Genomic DNA, 19,175 nt, shown 5'->3' with positions numbered 1-19,175 from the left:
ATTAGCCCAAAGTACTTAATATTAGACCTATTGAAGCATGTTTTATTTGATGTGCATTGGATCGAACTTCGGTTATATAAAAATTTATCCTAAATTTGATCCCATTCAAACTTACTTAACAACGATTATTTTGGGTGATACTAAATCAGATTTATTCATAAAGGATTGGTTGGTAATTGTCAACCCGAATTCCGGTAAAAGAAAAGGTGAAAAGGATTGGAGTAAGATTCAATCGCTTTTGGAAAAAAAAGGATTCTCTTTCAAGAATGTTTTCACAAAACATAAAAACGATGCCATCGAAATAACTACTCAATATATAAGCGATGGCTATCGTAATATTATAGTCGTGGGAGGTGATGGCACATTTAACGAAGTTGTAAACGGTATATTTCAACAAAAGATTGTCGGAACGAAAGATATAAAAATTGGGATGATTCCGATTGGCACAGGTAATGATTGGGGTAGAATGTACCAAATTCCTAACGATTATGAAAGTGCCATTGATATTATTCAAAAAGATAAGACCTTTATACAGGATGCCGGAATCGTAAAATACTCATCTAAAGAAAAAATTATTTCAAGGCATTTTGTAAACATGGCAGGGATGGGTTATGATGCTCTTGTTGCAAAAAAAACCAATTTGATGAAAGAAAAAGGAGGCGGAGGGCCATTTGCTTATCTCATCAATTTATTCCTGGGATTATTACAATACCAACATACTGAAATTAATTTGCGCATTGATGATGATAAGGTTTTTGCAGGAAAAATATTTAGCTTAAGTATTGGAATATGTAAATATAACGGAGGTGGAATGATGCAACTTCCTTATGCAATCCCGGATAACGGATTGTTTGATATTACCCTCATTCGTAAAGCTTCAAAATTTAAAGTCATCTCAAACATTAAAAATTTATACGATGGTTCATTTGTTAAAATTCCGGAAGTACAAACCTTTACCGGAAAACGAATTGAGATTACTTCAAATCCTGCGGCTTCCCTATTTCTTGAAACGGATGGTGAATCGCTTGGGCACTCTCCTTTTGAGTTCACGATTATCCCTAAAAGCATTCAGTTGATAAGGGGAAACTAATTTTTTTCTTTCCAGTCACCGTACTTTTTTATCAGTGCAATTAGTTCTGCAACGGCTTGCTTTTCGTCAATTCCTTGTTTGATTAATTCCCGTGATTTATACAAATTTACTTTTCCATTGCCTGCGCCGATATAACCATAATCCGCATCGGCCATTTCGCCCGGACCATTTACGATGCAACCCATCACCGCTATTTTTAAACCGCAGAGGTGATTTGTTGCTTTTTTAACTTCGTCAAATGCTTGTTCAATATTATATTTGGTTCTGCCGCATGAGGGACAGGCAATAAATTCGGTGCTACTGATTCGCGAACCACTCGCTTGTAATATTCGAAAACTTAATAAAGTGCTTTTGCTTTCGTGTTTAAGACTTTCTATCCAAACCCCATCTATGAGTCCATCAATAAGCAATGATCCAAAATCGGTAGAGGCATGTACGATTAACTCGTCATAATTTTCATCCTCATAGGTTTTTTTAATTACAACCGGGTTTTTAATTTCCCGACTGAGTAAGGATGAAATCAGTTTTCGAACCTCAATAATCTCCTGATCGTTGCCGAGGGAAAACAATAAAATATCATCATTAACGATTCGTCCCAAAATCAAATCAAACTCTTTTTGGTCAAGTAGCAAATGCAATTCAACAAATTTATTTTGATTTTCAGAAATCCGATTTTTAACCTTTTCTTCAATCCTGATGATTTTGAAATTATTTTGTTTTCCAACAAGTAGATTTTGTGCTTTGTCAAAAAACAAATCAGCTTCTTCGTTCTGTGACGATGAAATTACAATCGGTGGTTTTCCTCCTCCAATTTGAGCCGTCAGATTGCTGCCTCTGCGATTATATTCAAAAGGATTTATATGCGAAAAATAATCAGTGTGTTTATTATTTTGTTGAGTTGACCTGCCCAATATTTTAATAATTGATTTTGCGAAAATAATTTCATTTTCCGGAGCCTCAGTTAGCGAAACCCTGATGGTATCCCCTATTCCTTCCCGAATCAAAGTGCCAATGCCTAAAGTTGATTTAATTCGCCCGTCCAATCCGTTTCCTGCTTCTGTAACTCCCAAGTGAAGAGGATAATCCATATTATTTTCAAGCATTTTACTTACCAATAACCGATAGGCTTGCACCATGATTTTTAGATTGCTCGATTTCATTGATAACACCAAATCGCAAAATTGAAATGCCTGACAGATTTGTACGAACTCCATTGCAGAAGCCACCATTCCCAAGGGTGTGTTTCCGTATTTATGAATTATGCGTTCGGATAAGGAACCATGATTAACCCCAACCCTTATTACCGTTCCGTATTCTTTACAAACCTTAAGTAAAGGTAGAAGTTTATCGGCCACTTTTTCGAGTTCCAGCTGATATTCAAACTCACTTAATACTGATAAGTTTTTAGAAATAGTTCCTGTGTAATTCCCTGGATTTATTCTGATTTTTTCAACGATTCGGGCGGCACGTTCAGCCACATTTGGATTAAAATGAATGTCGGCAATAAGAGGTGCATTGTAACCGGCTTGTTGCAATTTTTTTTTGATGAGCCTTAAATTTTCAGCCTCTTTTATTCCGGGACAGGTTATTCGAACCATTTCACAGCCGGCATCAATCATGCGAATAGACTGGCTAACTGTTTCTTTGGTATTTAAAGTATTGGTCGAAGTCATTGATTGAATCCTTACTGGATTTAATCCGCCCAAAGCAACGTTGCCAATATGAATGGTTCGGGAAATGAAAGAAGGAAATTTTTGCAGTAAATCAGTCATTTATTTTTAACTTATTTATACAAAGTTAGAAAATAAATGTCCAATTGGGTTCTTTAACCGGTCTGACTAATTTTATGCAGTGCCTTTGGATCGAGAATATTAAAATCGTTCCCCTCACAGGTAATAAAGCCCGATTCTTTGAATTCTTTAATAATTCGGATGGCACTTTCTTTCGACATGGCTGCCAGATCTGCAATATCCTGACGTGAAATATTGACCGTAAATTTATCATTTTCGTAAACAGAGTTTGAAAGATAGAGTAAGGCATCTGCTATTCTTCCGGGCATTTGTTTTTGGGTAAGATTAATCAGCTTTTCAAAATTACGGACCCCTTTTTGGTTGATCCATTTGAATAGTTCCGAAGCAAACTCCTTGTTTTGTTTCGCAACTTCCATAAAAGACTCAACTTCAATAAAACAAGCAACAACATCATCAATTGCGGAAACCGAATAATGATGACGAAAATCGTTGAACAATCCGGGTCCACCAATCATTTCTGTAGGTCGTAAAATATTAAGAACCAGATTCTTTTTATTGATGCCTTCTATATAAACTTTTCCATAACCTGATGTCAAACACGCAACATGAGTGAATGCTCCTCCTTGCTTGAAAATTGTTTCGCCGGGATTGAATTTTACCTCATGACGATGCTCGTTGATATAGTCCATTTCATCGTCGGTTAAAAAATGAAAAATGTTAAGCCTTTTAGAACAATCTTTGCATAATGCATTGTTAATATAGGTAGGCATAGTTAAGTTGTTTAGTTAACTGATTTATAGTACATTATTTATAATGTAATTAAATAAGCAAGTAGTAAAAGTTATATAGTATTAAAAATCAAATATTTAATAGAAAAAACAGCATGTCTCAAGAATCTTAACAAACACAAAAGGTGACAAATATCCAACTTTGGTTGATAAATGTCAAGCAAAAGGATAGTTTATTTCAATTTTCGGTTTGAAATATCTCATTTCCCTTTAAAGACGTGGATTTTATAAAATGTTTAATATTGTTAAAGAATAAACAAGCGCTAAAAATATTAACTTAAAACTACGACAAATGAAAAGATTTACATTTTTAACTTTTTTAACAGTTGCATTTCTGTTTTCTGTGTTAATGATTACAAGTTGTACCAAGGAAGGTGCTGCAGGAAAAGACGGAATTGATGGAGCAGTAGGACCAGCCGGACCAAGAGGCGAAGCAGGTGTTGACGGAATAGACGGAACAGCAGGTTGTATCCTATGTCACGACGGGGGTCAATCTCAGGGTATGTTTGCACAAGTAAACCAATGGGAACATTCACTTCATGCAACTGGTGAAGCTTTTGCAAGAAATACCGGTGCATGTGCAACTTGTCATACCAGTCAAGGATTCCTTGCTAACCTAGCCGGAACTTATGATGGTATAATTATCAACAATCCCAACCCAATTAACTGTTATACTTGTCATAACATTCACAAAACATTCACTCCTGCTGATTTAGGCTTAACACAAACGGCAAATGTTCAATTATTTGTTGGTGGTGCCACTGTTGATTTTGGAAAAGGTAATTTATGTGCTACCTGTCATCAATCTAGACCAATTAGCCCAATGCCAGTTGTTGATGGAGCTAATGTAACTTTAACTTCTTATCGTTATGGTGGCCATCATGGTCCACAGGCAAACGTATTAGCAGGCGAAGGTTTAATTAAAATGGGCGGAACCGCAACTTATGGTATCAACACCCATGCAAATTATGTGGAAGACGGTTGTGTTGCTTGTCATATGGCTGCAGCTACTGGCACTTCTACCGGTGGTCATACTTTTAATGTAACTAATGAAGAAACAGGTGCGATTTCTTATGCAGGTTGTACCAGTTGTCATACTAGCACCACCGAAGTGACTGCACAAGTTAAAGCTTTACAATTAGAAGTTCAAACTTTATTAGATGAGTTACAAGCTATCTTGACTGCAAAAGGTATCTATGATGATGGTTCAAAAGGCCATGCAGGTTATGCAATTGCAGGTTCGCAACCAGCCAACTTAGCAGCAGCTTTTATTAACTGGCAATTAGCTACTGAAGACAAGAGCCTTGGAGTTCACAATCCACAATATGTAATTGGCATTCTGAAAAATACGATTGCGAAAGTTAAATAAGTTATGTAATTAACCATATAGAAAAAGGCATCGGTTATTTAAGGTGCCTTTTTTTGATTAAAATGACATTTAAAATTTCTGCAATGAAAAAATCAATATATATACTAATACTGGTTTTCGTTGGAATGATGGTTGTTACGGGTTGTGAATATGATTTTATATATCGCCCTACTCCTCCCCCTATTGAGGAACCAGATCCAGATGATCCTGTTGATCCGGATGCAACTAGTTTTTCTACGATGATTGTACCCATTTTTACAACAGGTAATCGTTGTACATCCTGTCATGGAGACGGTGGAACCCGTCCTTATTTGACTGCTGCAAAAGCCTATAGCGAAATCATTTCCAAGGGTCTTGTAAATACAGCTAATCCGGCTTCCAGCAAATTGTACACTTACGTTAAGCCTGGAGCAGGTACGCACGCCTGGAAGCAATTTACAGATTCACAAAGTGCATTGGTCCTGAAATGGATTACAGAGGGTGCTAAAAATAATTAACTTATAAATCAGAAAAAGATGAAAAAATATAGCATAATACTGGCTTTTTTGATGTGTTTTGGCGTTCTCCTTGCACAAGAAGAAAAAGTTGAAGTTAAACCGGTAAGATCACCATTTGAAAGTGGGATTTTAATCAATGCCCAAACCGGAGTAATTCCAGATGCCCGAACACTTGAAATGATTATTGAGCATAATTTTGGAACCGTCCAGAACGGAATTACCGATTTGTATGGTCTTTATGCACCATCAAATATCAGACTTGGATTGAATTATAGCATAAACAATAATATCATGATCGGTGTTGGAGCCATAAAATACAATAAAATGACCGATTTTAGATTAAAATGGAGTATTTTAAAACAAGCCCGGGAAGGCGGAAGCCCGCTAGCCATAACCTATTATAGTAATTTTGGTATTGATGGTAGAAATAAGGAAGTATTTGTTTCTGCCGGGCAACCTTCACGTGGAACAGATCGATTTTCATTTTTCAACCAAATCATCATTGGTCGAAAATTTTGCGATGCATTCTCTTTTCAGGTTGCACCAAGTATCTCACATATTAATAAGGTTGAATCGACACAGGAACATGATAAAATTGCGATTTCCTTTAGTGGCAGGGTAAAATTCAGCCCACAAGGATCTTTCATTTTTAATTATGATGCTCCTTTGCATATCAAAGGAATTCAAGAACATACTGTTTTGGATCTTAAAGCAAAACCTAATTTAGCTTTTGGTGTTGAATTTGCAACAGGAACTCACGCTTTCCAAATATTCATGGGAACAGCCAATACGCTTAGCCCACAATACAATATGATGACCAACATTAATGATTGGCAAGATGGAGCTTTGTTTATAGGTTTCAATATTACAAGATTGTGGGGTTTCTAAATTTGTAAGATGAATACTGGTTTTCTGACTTCATTAATTCAAGTTGAAAAGCATCGAATCAATTTAAATTATTGCTTATTTTTGATTAAATAATTATAAGGGTGTCATCACAATAATGGCACCCTTTATAACAATAAAAGGATGAAAAGAAATTTATATCGCATTTTAGGTGTTTTTATCTTCTTCTCTTTGTTTTTATTTCAGCCTAATTATATACTTGCACAAACTGATCAAACTCAAAGAATAGCTGAGTATGCCGAAGACAATCAATTATGCTTCAGTTGTCACGGACAGGCAAACTATTACTATCAAAACGACTGGATGGGGAAAAAAGTGAAAGAAAGAATGAATCCATATTTTATCGTGGATTCAGTAGAATATTACCAATCAAATCATTGGAAATTTAGTTGTAGGGATTGTCATTCGGCCGACTATGGAGAATTTCCCCACTCAGGGCAATTGCGCATGGAGCCTAAATTTGCATGTTTAGATTGTCATGCCGGCGATGAACAATATGCAAAGTTCAATTTTGAGCAAATCGAAGAAGATTTTCACAAAAGTGTTCACTCCTCAAAACATTCCGAAGACTTTACCTGCTGGATGTGTCATAATCCGCATAGTTATAAAATTAATGCACGTACCAACGAAAATATGGCTGATTTCATACAATACGATAATGAAATTTGTTTGACCTGCCATGCTGATATTTCTAAATACCAGTTGTTGACTACGATGGAAAACCCGAATGTTTTAGTAACACATAATTGGTTGCCCAACCAAGTTCTTCACTTTAAAAAAGTTAGGTGCATCGAATGTCATACTCAAATTAATGATAACACCTTAGTTGCACATAATGTTCGGCCTAAAGAAGAGGCTATTAAGCTTTGTGTGGAGTGTCATTCGAAAGAATCGCGATTGCTTGCCTCTCTTTATAAATATCAGTTTACCAACGAACGAAGCATTACCGGTTTTTCAAATGAGGCAATGCTTGAAGAATCGTATGTAATTGGAGCTAACAGAAATTACTATCTGAATGTTATCAGTATTGGATTATTCGTTTTAGTTTTTCTGGGATTGTGTATTCATGCTTTCTTACGTATTATCATTAAACATTAAGCGCCATGAGTGAAAAAATATATTTATACCCCGTTTGGATCAGGCTTTGGCATTGGTTTAATGCAATCCTTTGTTTATTGTTGATCTTTACCGGCATCAGCATGCAATATTCTGATCCGGCACTTCCTCTGATTCGATTTGATTGGTCCGTATCAATTCATAATATCGCCGGAATTATTCTGGTACTGAGTTATATCTGTTTTTTTCTGGGAAATTTCCTTACACCAAATGGTCGGCAGTATTTTCTTAGAAAAGGTATCGTAAAGAACTTGATTATGCAAGCCAGATATTATGCTTTTGGTATTTTTAAAGGAGAAAATCCTCCATTTCCAATTACTAAAGAGCATAAATTTAATCCACTGCAAAAGTTCAGTTATATTTTTGTGATGTATGTAACTATCCCACTTGTGGTTTTAACAGGGATCATGATACTATATCCCGAATTCTTGGTTATTGATTTTTTTGGGAACAAAGCATTACATATAACTCATATCATTCACGTTATAATGGGATTTATTGTCTCACTATTTTTAATTGTCCATATCTACTTTTGCACCATCGGACATACACCGCTTAGTAATTTTAAGGGCATGATTAATGGCTATCACGAAATACATTGATAATTATTTATATTTGATTTGAACTAATTTGACTACAAAATTGATTGAAATACTAAACAAACTATTTTAAAAACTAATTCTAATAACCATGCTTTATGCATTGATGGAAATCAATGAGCTATATTCGCGATTGAATGTAGATTACATGATATGCTGCGAAGATCATGAATTGATGATTATTGCCGGAGTGTATTAACAGAAATTAATGGTCTTAAATTTGTAATAGGTTTAATAAATAATAAAAACAAACAACAGTCTAACTATAAAAATGATGATTATGAGAATTTTAATGTTAATTTCATTAGTTGTGTTTCTGGGAAGCAGCAACTTGATGGCTCAAGATTTTGAGTATGTAGGAGCAAATAAATGTAAAATGTGCCATAATAAACCGGCAACCGGAGCCCAGTATGCTAAATGGCAAGTATCATTACATGCTAAAGCAATGGAATCTTTAAGTGCTGCAGAAGCTAAAGATCCAAAGTGTATTAAATGCCATTCTACGGTTGGCCATGTAGATAAAGATTTAGTGGCTGGTTTAAAAATTACTGAAGGTGTATCTTGCGAATCTTGTCACGGACCAGGTAGTAAATATTTCCCAAATGCTATTATGAAGGATAAGGCAAAAGCATTGGCAAACGGTATGATTGAGCCAAAAGAAGCGGTATGCCTTAAATGCCATAATTCAGAAAGCCCACATTTTAAAGGCTTTAATTATAAAGAGTATGTTGCTAAAATTGCACACCCAACTATAGTCGAGTAATTTACAATAAGTGTTACTCAATAAAAAACTCCTTTAAACCAAAGGAGTTTTTTTTATGTATGTATGAATGCGATTCTTTACCTGGCCATTAAGTTTATCAATGTTGATTTAAAATAAAGCTGAATGACATTCGGCACAATTTGTAACTTTCCACTCCTCACCAATATCCACCGGATGTTTAAATTCAAGTGCATCAAAAGTTAATGATCGTTCCAAATTGGCAGGAGGTCCTTGGGCATTGATAATATGACACAAATTACAATCTTTAGAAATGGCCCTTTGTTCCTTGGTTTGATGGGTATCATTATGACACCTGAAGCACCCATTGCTTTCGATATGACCAATATGGTTAGGATATATATCCCATCTGACTTTCATGAATGGGAATATGTTTTTTTGAAATCCATCCTGCAATGCAGTAATTGCATCATCGATTAAACCTTTATTCTCTGCTAAAAATTCAGGATAAGAATTTTCATAAAACCCTTTAATTCCAGATGCAATAGCGTTTAAAGCACTGTCCTTGGTTGGATATTCGATGGATAGTAATCCCATGGCAGTCACTTTTAGCTCAGGGATAGAAGATGACATTAGGCCTGCTATCATTGCATTGTCAACAAACTTTGACGGCGATAAATAATTATGTGAAGGCCTATTATGGCAATCCATACAATCCATCGTTCTTATCTGCGAAGAATTAATTACTTCTTCACTTAATGGATTTTCAGTGTCTTCATAAATATAAGTTTCGCCGGTCTTTTTATTGGTGTATTTAACCCAGGGGATTTCTTCTCTGTTTGATGAACCGGGAATATACTCAATGGTAACATCAGGATTTATATGCCAGTGAATTCCTTCTTGCAATCCAAGAGCGCTGTAATTGGGACCTGTTTTAATTTGCAAACTGATGTCCCATTCTGAATTTTGTTCATCAGCAATATAATGTTTTTCTAAGCGATTTTGTTGTGCATAAAATTTTTCGGGCCAATGACAGCGTTCGCATGTTTCACGGGCCGGACGTAAATTTTCAACCGGTGTAGGAATTGGAGTAGGATACTTCTTAAACAGTACTGAATACACCTGATACATTCCTGATAATTTTGAACGAACATACCAATCAGCACCTTCACCAACGTGACATTCAACACAAGCAACCCTTGCATGTGGAGAGTTTTGATAAGCAACATATTCAGGTTCCATCACATCATGGCAAACGGTACCACAAAATTCTACAGATTCGGAATAGTGAAAGGCCTCATAACTTCCAATGGAGGATAAAAACAAAAATATGGCCGATCCAACTATGAAAATCAACATTGCATTTCTATGCTTTGGATCGTTAAAATCTATTTTAAGCCATTTTAATTCTTTAAGATCAGCATTTTTTAACTCCGCCCTGTGCCGCTTCCACATCCCAATTGGAATAAGAATTAATCCAAATATTAAAAACATGGGCAATACCATGTAAATAAAAATACCAAGATAAGAACCTCCTTTATCGAACATGATTGATATCGTAAATAGAAATACGATCATCGATAATGAAATAATTGATATGGTCGCCCCAATTAAGGATGTCCAGTTATAGGCAGTTTTTGGAAGTTTCATATTAGTAATTTTAGTATGTTTTACAAAATTATACAATTAAGATAGCTGTAATTTTTAATATGAATGATATTTATCATGAATTCCATGATACTTTTAAATCAAAGATGAGAAATGAATAAGGCTAATTATATAGGCAATATACCTATATTTCAAAATCTTAATGGTAAATATAAGATTCAATGCTTTATCCTGAATTCAAACAATTCATCTTAATTTGTCCTTTAAAACAATATTACTTAGATTGAAAAACTCGTATATTCGCCACACTAGATTTATATGATCCTTGGTACACTAAAATAACTTTATGCATACAGATATAGATAACGCTGAAAAGATCAACAAAAAAATATGGGAAAAGCCTTGGGGATTCAAGGAAAGCATTCTAATAAACCTTGCTTTGCTGATCGCGGGTTTTGTTCTTGAATTTGTGCTATCCGAATACAGGATTACCCTTCCAGGATGGCCTATTAATTTGGTTATAGCCATTGGGCTCATTGTCATTTTTTGGATAAGCAGTAAAATTCTTAACAATAGAATTACTTCTTTTCTGTCTGGTGTTCCGGCAGCAGTTACAGCTATCAGTTTTGTGATGTTCCTGGTTCTTTTAATGGCATTTATTCCTCAACAAAGGCAGGAAGGTTGGATACAAACCTGGGGATTGACTCATTTGAAAAATAGCTGGCCTTACCTGTTTTCTGCTATTTACTTACTTGCAATTCTTGGTCATGCAATTTTTAAAAGACTGAATAAATTCAATCTTAAAAATATCGGTTTTTTCTTAAATCATGCCGGATTATGGATTTTGATAGCATCTGCTTCGCTGGGATCTGCCGATATAAAGATGTTTAATATGAACCTGGTGTTAGATCGGGCCATTTATTTTGCAGAGGATAAAAACGGAATAACACAGCAACTTCCTTTTGCTATTAAATTACTTGAATTCGATATTGAAGAATATCCACCTTCACTGGCAATTATTGATAACGAAACCTCAAAAATTGTGACAAAAAAAGGAGAAAAGCTGTTTGATGTAAATATCGGTAATAAGTTTAATTGGAATGATTGGCAATTCGAAATAGAGCAATCTATTGCCGAAGCAAGATATAAAGATGGGCAATATGATAGCTCATCTACTATGGGTGCAACTCCGGCAGTTGAAATAAAGGCAGTAAATGTAAATAGCGGCGTTGAAAAAACAGGATGGATTTCTGCAGGTAATTTCATGTATGATAAGCAGTTGATGCCGTTAAATGAAACCCTATCCTTGGCAATGACAGTTCAAGCCCCAAAAAAATTCAGCTCAAAACTAAGGATTTTCAAAACTGTAAGTAAATACGAAGATGCTGAGATTATAGTAAACAAACCTATTGAAGTATTTGGGTATAAAATTTATCAGGTTGGATATGACGAGAAAATGGGAAAATGGTCAAAAATGAGTGCCATTCAGCTCATTCGGGACCCATGGTTGCCTGCAGTTTATACCAGTATTTTTATGATATTGGCAGGATCACTTTACCTGGCACTAACCGGAAGATCAAAAACTATTAAAGACTAATTTATGACCTGGACAAGTTTTCCGCTATATACTTACCTCACAACTGCATTATGGATTGTGGGATTGCTCTTTTTAATATTCGTAAAATCAAAAACATACAGTTGGTTTGCTGCAGTATTTCTCATACTTGGAGTTGGTGGTCTGGCCTGTTTTACCATTAATTTATGGATAAGTTTGGAGCGTCCGCCATTTCGGACCCTTGGCGAAACCCGTTTATGGTATTCTATATTTTTATCGGTAATAGGGATTTTCATTTATTATCGATGGAAAATATTCTGGATGTTGGCATATACCCTTACGTTGGCTGTTTTGTTTATGTTCATAAACATTATGAACCCCGAAACTTTTGATAAAACATTGATGCCGGCACTTCAATCGCCTTGGTTTATTCCACACGTTGTGGTGTACATAATTGCTTATGCCTTTTTGGCCGTTTCGTCATTAACGGCATTAAAGGGCTTAGTTCTGATGAAGAAAAATATGGATTTTGATCCAACCTTAAAATTAGCAGATAATTCGGTTTATCTGGGTTTTGCTTTTTTAACATTTGGATTATTGTTTGGTGCATTATGGGCAAAAGAAGCCTGGGGACATTATTGGACCTGGGATCCTAAGGAAACTTGGGCCTTATTAACCTGGTTGGTTTATCTTATCTATATTCATCTTCGAATAAAGAAAAAAACCAATACGACGCAGGCACTTTGGATTCTTACCTTCGCTTTTATTATTTTATTGGTATGCTGGTTTGGAATTAATTATTTACCGGCTGCTCAAAACAGTCTGCATATTTATTCATCATAATTAGATATAGAATATCAAGATATAAGATGTTTGAACACCGCAGTAATTTGATCTTTAAAAGACGTTCATTAAAAATGAAATTACTAATATTGTGTAAGCAAACATAAAGACATTGAAGAAATACATTCTCATAACCATTCTTTTTTTATTAATTAGCCCGGTCTTTTCTCAGATAGGAATTGGTCAGTGGCGCGATCATTTACCCTATAAAAGTGGTATTTCTGTTGCTGAGGCCGGATCGAAAATTTATTGTGCCACACCCTATAGTTTGTTTTATTATGAAAAAACGGATAACAGCATCGAAAAACTTTCAAAAGTAAATGGGTTATCGGATGTTGGAATTAGTAAAATTAGCTATGATAAAAATTCAGGTATTTTGATCATAGCTTACACAAATTCTAATGTTGATTTAGTCAAGAACAACCAAATCATCAATATTTCTGATATCAAACGGAAGCAGATTCTGGGGAATAAAACCATCCACAATATATTTATTCGTAATAATCTGGCATACCTTTCTTGTGGGTTTGGAATTGTTGTTTTGGATTTTATCAGAGAAGAAATCAAAGACACTTATTACATAGGGCTAAATGGTAGCTATCTGAATATTTTTGATCTTTCTGCAAATGAAACAAATTTTTATGCTGCCACAGAAAATGGGATTTACACAGCTTCAATTAATGCTCCTAATCTAGCTGATTTTGCATTCTGGCAAAGGATAACAACCATTCCTGATTTTGCTTCACCTTTCAATTTAGTGGAGTTTTTTGGTGGGAAAATAATTGTTAATAAATACAATGCCGGATATAATGATGATGTCCTTTACATTCAGAATGGATTAGGGTGGCAGCTATTTTCCCATGCTGATCAATCGGATATTATTGATATTGTAGCTGAAGATAATAAATTGCTATTCTGCCGGAATATGGATGTATTGGTTTATAATCAACAATTCGGATTGGAAACCAAAATCTGGTCGCCCAACCAAAAGAGTATTTTCCCAAAAAGTGCTTTGATAGATAGTGAAAATCAAATTTGGATTGCCGATAGTAAAAAGGGCCTTGTTAAAACCTCAAGTGATGGTTGGCAAGGAGAATTCATTAGTTTAAATGGCCCTGACTTTATTGATGTCTTTTCGATGAAAACCGCCGGTAATGATTTATGGGTTGCTTCAGGTGGAAGAAGTTCGGTATGGGCACCCTTATTCAAACGCGAAGGAATTTATTCGTTCATCAATGAAAGCTGGAATTCCATCAATTGTTTATCTGAAAATTGCACATCTGCTGAACTTGAAAACGTACAAGATATGCTGAGCCTGGCTGTTAACCCTTTTAATCATAAACAGGTTTTTGCAGGCACCTGGCAAACCGGTTTGCTTGAGTTTAATGATGGAAGTTTAACTGAAATTTATAACACCGAAAATTCTAGTTTAGGAACCTGGAATGCTGATCCTTCAAGAATATTGGTAAGTGATCTTGCATTTGATGAAGCCGGGAATCTATGGATTGCCAATTCAGGTGCCAATGACATTCTATCAGTACAAACCATCGACGGAAACTGGTTTTCGTTTAATATGGGATCGTCTTACAGCGGGGTCGATATCGGAACCATGTTGATCGATTCCTACAATCAAAAGTGGATCATCTTACGAAACGCCCATTCATTGCTGGTTTTTAATGATAACAATTCAATCAGCGATTTATCGGATGATAAGAAAAAAGTATTGACCTCGAATCCGGGAAACGGAAATATTTTCGCTTCAGAAATTGTTTGCATGGCCGAGGATTTAAATGGAGAAATCTGGCTTGGAACCAATGAAGGTATCGGATTGATTTACGCTCCGGAAAATGTTTTTGGAGGAGGTAGTTTTGATGTACAACGGATCACTGTTGAATGGGATAACAGAACTCAGTATCTGCTCGAAACTGAACGGATCACGAGTATTGCGGTAGATGGTGCAAATCGAAAATGGGTAGGAACTGAAAACTCAGGGGTATTTTTATTTTCGGAAGATGGCAAAGAACAGATTTTTCATTTCATGGCCGAAAATTCACCACTGCTTTCGAACAACATTCTATCGATCGCCATTAATAAGGAAGGAGAAGTGTTTTTCGGGACAAGCAATGGGATTATTTCCTATCGATCAGATGCTTCGGATGCTTCAAACATAAAAGAAGAAATTTATGCCTTTCCAAATCCGGTAAGGGAAGATTATTCGGGTCCGATTACCATTAAGAATGTTCCTTACGAAGCCATCGTTAAAATTACTGATATCAGTGGTGATTTGGTTTTTGAAACCCGATCATTGGGTGGACAGGCAATTTGGGATGGAAAAACATTAAACGGACAAAAACCTAAAACAGGCGTTTACCTGGTTTTTGTTAGCAATCGTGATGGTTCGTCGACCATGATCACAAAAATTTTGTTCATTAATTGATTGTATTAAACCAATGATTTCGTCAAGCCGGGGCATCGTTTTTCATCAATTAAAATACTCCGAAACCAGTATTATTGCAAAGATATTTACCGAAAAATTTGGCTTGCAATCCTATATTATAAAAGGTGCGAGGAGGAAAAAATCAAAAATATCCCCCGTGGTATTTCAGCATCTTTCACTGGTTGAGCTTACAGCTAATCATAAAGAAAAAAGTAATATTCATTTTTTGCAGGATGTTCGCCTTACTTATCAGTATTCGAGCATCCCTTACGATATTCATAAAAGCTCAATTTTATTGCTTATAAACGAAATTCTTTATCGCTCAATTAAGGAAGAAGAAGTCAACACTGAACTATTTGATTTTATTTCAAATTCTCTTCAATGGCTTGATTTAAGAGCATCAGGCTTTGCTAATTTTCATCTGGTATTTTTACTTCAGCTTAGTAAATATTTGGGATTTTTTCCTAAGGGACTTTACTCAGATACTTACAATATTTTTAATATGAACAGCGGTTGTTTTGAATCGGTTATTCCGAATCATCCAAATTATTTCAACGAAAAAGCTGCTTATCAATTTAGCTTGTTAGTTCAGGTTTCTTTTGAAAACATGTTGGATGTTCCTTTAAATAGCACGGCCAGAAATAATTTACTCAATAATATCATTGAATACTACCAGTTGCATGTACCAAATTTAGGAACACCGAAGTCGTTGAAGGTTTTGAAAGAAGTATTGAGTTAATTTGAAGATGTGTTTACGTGTTTGAGTGTTTGCGTGTTTACATGTTCAGGTTGGATACAAAAGTTAACGGATCTCTATTGAATGTCCACAGGATTACAATTGAATTTTAAATTTCATCTATTTTTCATGACTTTTGTAACCAATTTTCTTACATGGTACATCAAGTTTTTTTTGTTGAAGTGCATCAATTTTACTGAGCAAGTATTTGAGCACTTTATCGATTTTACTATCTAATCGTTTTATTTCTGAATTTAACTCTTTGCTTTCGAGAAGTAAGGCTCTGTATTTTGAGAATGCTCGCATAATCTCAATATTAATTTGAATTGCCCGATCCGAGTTTAAGACTGATGATAACATAGAAACGCCATGTTCTGTGAATGCAAACGGAGGATATTTTGAGTGTTGTCCTCTCTTTAAGATCACAATTTGTGATCTTAAAGAATTATGTTCTTCATGGCTGAGCTCGAACATAAAATCTTTTGGAAATCGCTTTATATTTCTACGGACTGCTTGCTTTAACGCTCTTGTTTCAATATCATACAATAAGGCTAAATCATAGTCCAGCATAATTTTAACACCTCTGAACTCATAAATTAGAGATTCGAAATTTTCTTTTACCAATTCGTTTTTCATTTGTATAATATTTTGTTTAAGTTCACAATTTGCAACCTCAAATTATTTTTATGATTTATACAGATTAAAGAAATTTGTCTCAAGCAATTATAAATTTTGCCTGATTAATGTTGGGTATCGTTAAGAAAAAACTTTTCAAGGAAGAATTATGAGATTCCGGCCTTCCGCTTTGCTTGAGCCGGAATGATATTAATATATAATTGGGTGATTAATGAGTTTTTGGATTGACACTTAGCAACAGAAAGTCAAAATATTGACCAACGAATTACAATAGAATGATAACCGAATGTCCACTGATTGTGAATAGATAAAACTAGGTATAACGTTCCCACGCTAAATTGCGGTTGGGAGCAAAGAACCGTTTTTTTATCCCTCGTTAATACAAAAACTAAAGTACAAAAAACTTTGGTTTCTGCATTTCCGCCCAAATGGAATTTAGCGGATATTAGGGTTTGTGGGTTTTATTTTATTTTACCAAAAGTATTCTCCATTACATCAAGTGCAAACCTCGCATTTACAGTAACTGGCCCAACACCCATATCAATTGCAACTTCAAGAGCTTCCATGACTTCATGAATAGTAGCACCATCTTTATAGGCTTGCTCAATATGCCATTGCATGCATGACTCACAATTTGTAATTGCTCCGATTGCTATGACAATCAGTTCCTTTGTTTTTTTCGGTAAAGCCCCATCGCAGAATGTTGCATCACCCATTTCTAAAAAAAGTTTATAAACTTTTGAGTCTAGCTTCTCGAATCTAGCATTTGATTCTTTTCTTTTACGATTAATTTCTTCGAATTTGTTCACCTCTTTTAATTGTTTAATTTTAAATTTGTCAAAATTCCACGATATTCTATCATCGTTCCTTTCTTTTAATCATAAACGCTAACTATATCGTATCACAACGTATTACCATTGTATTACAATCGTATTACTTCTATTCCATTTCCATCCCGAAAACCTCAGAAAAGTAGTGCTTAACTTGTTGCTGTACTTCTGCCATTTTAAGACCGTGACCTAATTCTTTGGCTAATGAAGTCACGCCTTTATCGGTGAAACCACAAGGATTGATGAGGCTGTAATAACTTAAATCGGTATTTACATTAAAAGCAAAACCATGCATGGTAATGTGCCGGCTGGCTTTTACGCCGATGGCACAAATTTTACGGGCAGAGATTTTATTGGTATCCATCCAAACCCCGGTGGCACCTTCCAGACGTTCGCTTTTAATATGGTAATCGGCGAGGGTTTTAATAATCACCTCTTCCATTGCATGAATATACTCTTTAACCCCAAGTTTAAATTGTTCCAAATCGAGTATGGGGTAACCTACAATTTGACCCGGTCCATGAAAAGTAATGTCCCCCCCCCTATTAATTTTATAATATTGAATTCCTTTTTGATCCAAAAGGTTTTGAGTTATCAACAAGTTCGAATCATCCCCGCTTTTACCAAGGGTAAACACAGGGGGATGCTCACAAAGCAATAAATGATTTTCGGGGATTTGAGCGTTACGTTTTTCTTGTAATTTTTGGGCAAATAATTCTTCCTGATAATCCCAGGCTTCTTTATAATCGATTATCCCCAAGTTTTTATAAATGGTTTTGATCATTTTTCTTTTTAATAAACATGTTTTTCGGCATGATAGGATGAGCGTACCAGTGGACTGCTCTCCACATGAGTAAACCCTTTTTCCAATCCAATTTCTTTATACATTTCAAAAGTATCGGGATGAACATATTCCAGAACGGGTAAATGTTTCGTGGTAGGTTGCAAATATTGCCCAATGGTGAAAACCTTGCATCCAACCTCCAGCAAATCGTCCATGCATTGTAATACTTCTTCTTCGGTTTCGCCTATGCCAACCATAATCCCTGATTTTGCAACAATTCCTGAAAGTGCAATTTGACGGATTACTTCAAGGCTTCTTCTATAATTGGCAATACTTCGAACTTGGGGTGTTAATCGTTCAACGGTTTCCAGATTGTGGGAAATTACTTCGGGTGCAGCATCGATCACCATTTCAATCAGATTTTTTTTACCTTGAAAATCAGGGATAAGGGTTTCTTGTGTGGTTTCGGGTGATGTGTTCTTAATTTCTTTGATTGTTTCGGCCCATATACCCGCACCTCCATCTTCTAAATCATCACGGTCGACAGAAGTTAAAACCACATGTTTAAGTTTCATTAGCTTAACAGAATCTGCAACTCTTTTGGGTTCATCGCAATCAACAGCATCGGGCTTACCTGTTTTTACATTACAGAACTTACATGAACGGGTACAAATATCTCCCAATATCATTAAGGTAGCAGTTCCTAAACCCCAGCATTCGTTCATGTTTGGGCAATTTCCGCTCGTGCAAATCGTATGAAGTTTGTTTTTTTCAACAATTTCTCTAACTCCAAGATATGTTTTACCGGTGGGAATTTGGGTTTTGAGCCAATCCGGTTTTATCCTTCTCGTTTGTTTTTCTGCTTTCATTCTAATCGTTCAATATTTGGCAAAATTAATTAAAAAAGTA

At 35.4% G+C, this 19,175-nt stretch carries 18 protein-coding genes; 11 read left to right on the top strand and 7 right to left on the bottom strand.

Annotated features, from left to right (window positions below; genetic code table 11):
* The first annotated feature begins 130 nt into the window (after positions 1 to 130).
* Entirely contained in the window at positions 131 to 1,090 is a 960-nt protein-coding gene (locus KKG99_14740; GenBank protein MBU1014253.1) for a diacylglycerol kinase family lipid kinase, read from the top strand.
* Here the strand turns inward: KKG99_14740 and ispG are convergent.
* On the bottom strand, positions 1,087 to 2,862 hold the full coding sequence (gene ispG, locus KKG99_14735) for a (E)-4-hydroxy-3-methylbut-2-enyl-diphosphate synthase (GenBank protein ID MBU1014252.1): 1,776 nt from the start codon (positions 2,860 to 2,862) through the stop codon (positions 1,087 to 1,089). The genes KKG99_14740 and ispG overlap by 4 nt on opposite strands.
* A gap of 53 nt (positions 2,863 to 2,915) precedes the next feature.
* Positions 2,916 to 3,611 (bottom strand): Crp/Fnr family transcriptional regulator, encoded by a 696-nt coding sequence (locus tag KKG99_14730; protein MBU1014251.1) that lies wholly within the window; start codon positions 3,609 to 3,611, stop codon positions 2,916 to 2,918.
* Positions 3,612 to 3,921: 310 nt separating this feature from the next.
* Between KKG99_14730 and KKG99_14725 the strand changes: the two genes are divergently transcribed.
* The 6 genes from KKG99_14725 (at position 3,922) to KKG99_14700 (ending at position 8,879) form a co-directional block, all read left to right on the top strand.
* Positions 3,922 to 4,998, top strand: coding sequence for an ammonia-forming cytochrome c nitrite reductase subunit c552 (locus KKG99_14725; GenBank protein MBU1014250.1), 1,077 nt, complete (start codon positions 3,922 to 3,924; stop codon positions 4,996 to 4,998).
* Positions 4,999 to 5,081: 83 nt separating this feature from the next.
* Positions 5,082 to 5,495: a hypothetical protein gene (locus tag KKG99_14720; protein MBU1014249.1), complete on the top strand. Its 414-nt coding sequence runs from the start codon at positions 5,082 to 5,084 to the stop codon at positions 5,493 to 5,495.
* 18 nt (positions 5,496 to 5,513) lie between these two features.
* Positions 5,514 to 6,383 carry a hypothetical protein gene (locus KKG99_14715; GenBank protein ID MBU1014248.1) on the top strand — a complete coding sequence of 290 codons (870 nt, stop codon included), beginning with the start codon at positions 5,514 to 5,516 and terminating at the stop codon, positions 6,381 to 6,383.
* Between the two features lie 141 nt (positions 6,384 to 6,524).
* The gene (locus KKG99_14710; protein MBU1014247.1) at positions 6,525 to 7,499 is read left to right on the top strand and encodes a cytochrome c3 family protein; all 975 of its coding nucleotides are present in this window, start codon (positions 6,525 to 6,527) and stop codon (positions 7,497 to 7,499) included.
* Between the two features lie 5 nt (positions 7,500 to 7,504).
* Entirely contained in the window at positions 7,505 to 8,119 is a 615-nt protein-coding gene (locus KKG99_14705; protein MBU1014246.1) for a cytochrome b/b6 domain-containing protein, read from the top strand.
* Positions 8,120 to 8,396: 277 nt separating this feature from the next.
* Positions 8,397 to 8,879: a cytochrome c family protein gene (locus tag KKG99_14700; GenBank protein MBU1014245.1), complete on the top strand. Its 483-nt coding sequence runs from the start codon at positions 8,397 to 8,399 to the stop codon at positions 8,877 to 8,879.
* A 108-nt stretch (positions 8,880 to 8,987) separates the two neighbouring features.
* On the opposite strand, the gene KKG99_14695 is transcribed toward KKG99_14700, so the two are convergent.
* Positions 8,988 to 10,487, bottom strand: coding sequence for a NapC/NirT family cytochrome c (locus tag KKG99_14695; protein ID MBU1014244.1), 1,500 nt, complete (start codon positions 10,485 to 10,487; stop codon positions 8,988 to 8,990).
* Between the two features lie 304 nt (positions 10,488 to 10,791).
* Between KKG99_14695 and KKG99_14690 the strand changes: the two genes are divergently transcribed.
* From KKG99_14690 to recO, 4 genes are all read left to right on the top strand, one after another.
* Positions 10,792 to 12,042, top strand: a complete 1,251-nt coding sequence (locus KKG99_14690; protein ID MBU1014243.1) for a cytochrome c biogenesis protein ResB — start codon at positions 10,792 to 10,794, stop codon at positions 12,040 to 12,042.
* Positions 12,043 to 12,045: 3 nt separating this feature from the next.
* Positions 12,046 to 12,843 (top strand): cytochrome c biogenesis protein CcsA, encoded by a 798-nt coding sequence (gene ccsA, locus KKG99_14685; GenBank protein ID MBU1014242.1) that lies wholly within the window; start codon positions 12,046 to 12,048, stop codon positions 12,841 to 12,843.
* Between the two features lie 112 nt (positions 12,844 to 12,955).
* Complete coding sequence (locus tag KKG99_14680; protein MBU1014241.1) at positions 12,956 to 15,280, top strand: hypothetical protein; 2,325 nt, start codon at positions 12,956 to 12,958, stop codon at positions 15,278 to 15,280.
* A gap of 13 nt (positions 15,281 to 15,293) precedes the next feature.
* Positions 15,294 to 16,019, top strand: a complete 726-nt coding sequence (recO, locus tag KKG99_14675; GenBank protein ID MBU1014240.1) for a DNA repair protein RecO — start codon at positions 15,294 to 15,296, stop codon at positions 16,017 to 16,019.
* A 117-nt stretch (positions 16,020 to 16,136) separates the two neighbouring features.
* Here recO and KKG99_14670 read toward each other — a convergent pair whose 3' ends face one another.
* From KKG99_14670 to lipA, 4 genes are all read right to left on the bottom strand, one after another.
* The gene (locus KKG99_14670) at positions 16,137 to 16,652 is read right to left on the bottom strand and encodes an ORF6N domain-containing protein (protein MBU1014239.1); all 516 of its coding nucleotides are present in this window, start codon (positions 16,650 to 16,652) and stop codon (positions 16,137 to 16,139) included.
* A gap of 461 nt (positions 16,653 to 17,113) precedes the next feature.
* Positions 17,114 to 17,461: a carboxymuconolactone decarboxylase family protein gene (locus tag KKG99_14665; protein ID MBU1014238.1), complete on the bottom strand. Its 348-nt coding sequence runs from the start codon at positions 17,459 to 17,461 to the stop codon at positions 17,114 to 17,116.
* Between the two features lie 130 nt (positions 17,462 to 17,591).
* Positions 17,592 to 18,266 carry a lipoyl(octanoyl) transferase LipB gene (lipB, locus tag KKG99_14660; GenBank protein ID MBU1014237.1) on the bottom strand — a complete coding sequence of 225 codons (675 nt, stop codon included), beginning with the start codon at positions 18,264 to 18,266 and terminating at the stop codon, positions 17,592 to 17,594.
* Positions 18,267 to 18,274: 8 nt separating this feature from the next.
* The gene (gene lipA, locus KKG99_14655; protein ID MBU1014236.1) at positions 18,275 to 19,135 is read right to left on the bottom strand and encodes a lipoyl synthase; all 861 of its coding nucleotides are present in this window, start codon (positions 19,133 to 19,135) and stop codon (positions 18,275 to 18,277) included.
* Positions 19,136 to 19,175 lie beyond the last annotated feature (40 nt).

It is taken from the genome of Bacteroidota bacterium (genome assembly GCA_018816945.1).
Classification (GTDB): Bacteria; Bacteroidota; Bacteroidia; order Bacteroidales.
The sequence above is the reverse complement of the archived record's forward strand: the minus strand, read 5'-3'. Positions and strand labels throughout refer to the sequence as shown.

What these genes read in the sequence shown, in the direction of transcription:
- recO (MBU1014240.1), top strand. Translation starts at nt 15,294, where the DNA reads ATGATTTCGTCAAGCCGGGGCATCGTTTTTCATCAATTAAAATACTCC.
- KKG99_14730 (MBU1014251.1), bottom strand. Translation starts at nt 3,611, where the DNA reads ATGCCTACCTATATTAACAATGCATTATGCAAAGATTGTTCTAAAAGG.
- lipA (MBU1014236.1), bottom strand. Translation starts at nt 19,135, where the DNA reads ATGAAAGCAGAAAAACAAACGAGAAGGATAAAACCGGATTGGCTCAAA.
- KKG99_14700 (MBU1014245.1), top strand. Translation starts at nt 8,397, where the DNA reads ATGAGAATTTTAATGTTAATTTCATTAGTTGTGTTTCTGGGAAGCAGC.
- KKG99_14710 (MBU1014247.1), top strand. Translation starts at nt 6,525, where the DNA reads ATGAAAAGAAATTTATATCGCATTTTAGGTGTTTTTATCTTCTTCTCT.
- KKG99_14720 (MBU1014249.1), top strand. Translation starts at nt 5,082, where the DNA reads ATGAAAAAATCAATATATATACTAATACTGGTTTTCGTTGGAATGATG.
- KKG99_14670 (MBU1014239.1), bottom strand. Translation starts at nt 16,652, where the DNA reads ATGAAAAACGAATTGGTAAAAGAAAATTTCGAATCTCTAATTTATGAG.
- ccsA (MBU1014242.1), top strand. Translation starts at nt 12,046, where the DNA reads ATGACCTGGACAAGTTTTCCGCTATATACTTACCTCACAACTGCATTA.
- KKG99_14705 (MBU1014246.1), top strand. Translation starts at nt 7,505, where the DNA reads ATGAGTGAAAAAATATATTTATACCCCGTTTGGATCAGGCTTTGGCAT.
- KKG99_14715 (MBU1014248.1), top strand. Translation starts at nt 5,514, where the DNA reads ATGAAAAAATATAGCATAATACTGGCTTTTTTGATGTGTTTTGGCGTT.
- lipB (MBU1014237.1), bottom strand. Translation starts at nt 18,266, where the DNA reads ATGATCAAAACCATTTATAAAAACTTGGGGATAATCGATTATAAAGAA.
- KKG99_14695 (MBU1014244.1), bottom strand. Translation starts at nt 10,487, where the DNA reads ATGAAACTTCCAAAAACTGCCTATAACTGGACATCCTTAATTGGGGCG.
- ispG (MBU1014252.1), bottom strand. Translation starts at nt 2,862, where the DNA reads ATGACTGATTTACTGCAAAAATTTCCTTCTTTCATTTCCCGAACCATT.
- KKG99_14725 (MBU1014250.1), top strand. Translation starts at nt 3,922, where the DNA reads ATGAAAAGATTTACATTTTTAACTTTTTTAACAGTTGCATTTCTGTTT.
- KKG99_14690 (MBU1014243.1), top strand. Translation starts at nt 10,792, where the DNA reads ATGCATACAGATATAGATAACGCTGAAAAGATCAACAAAAAAATATGG.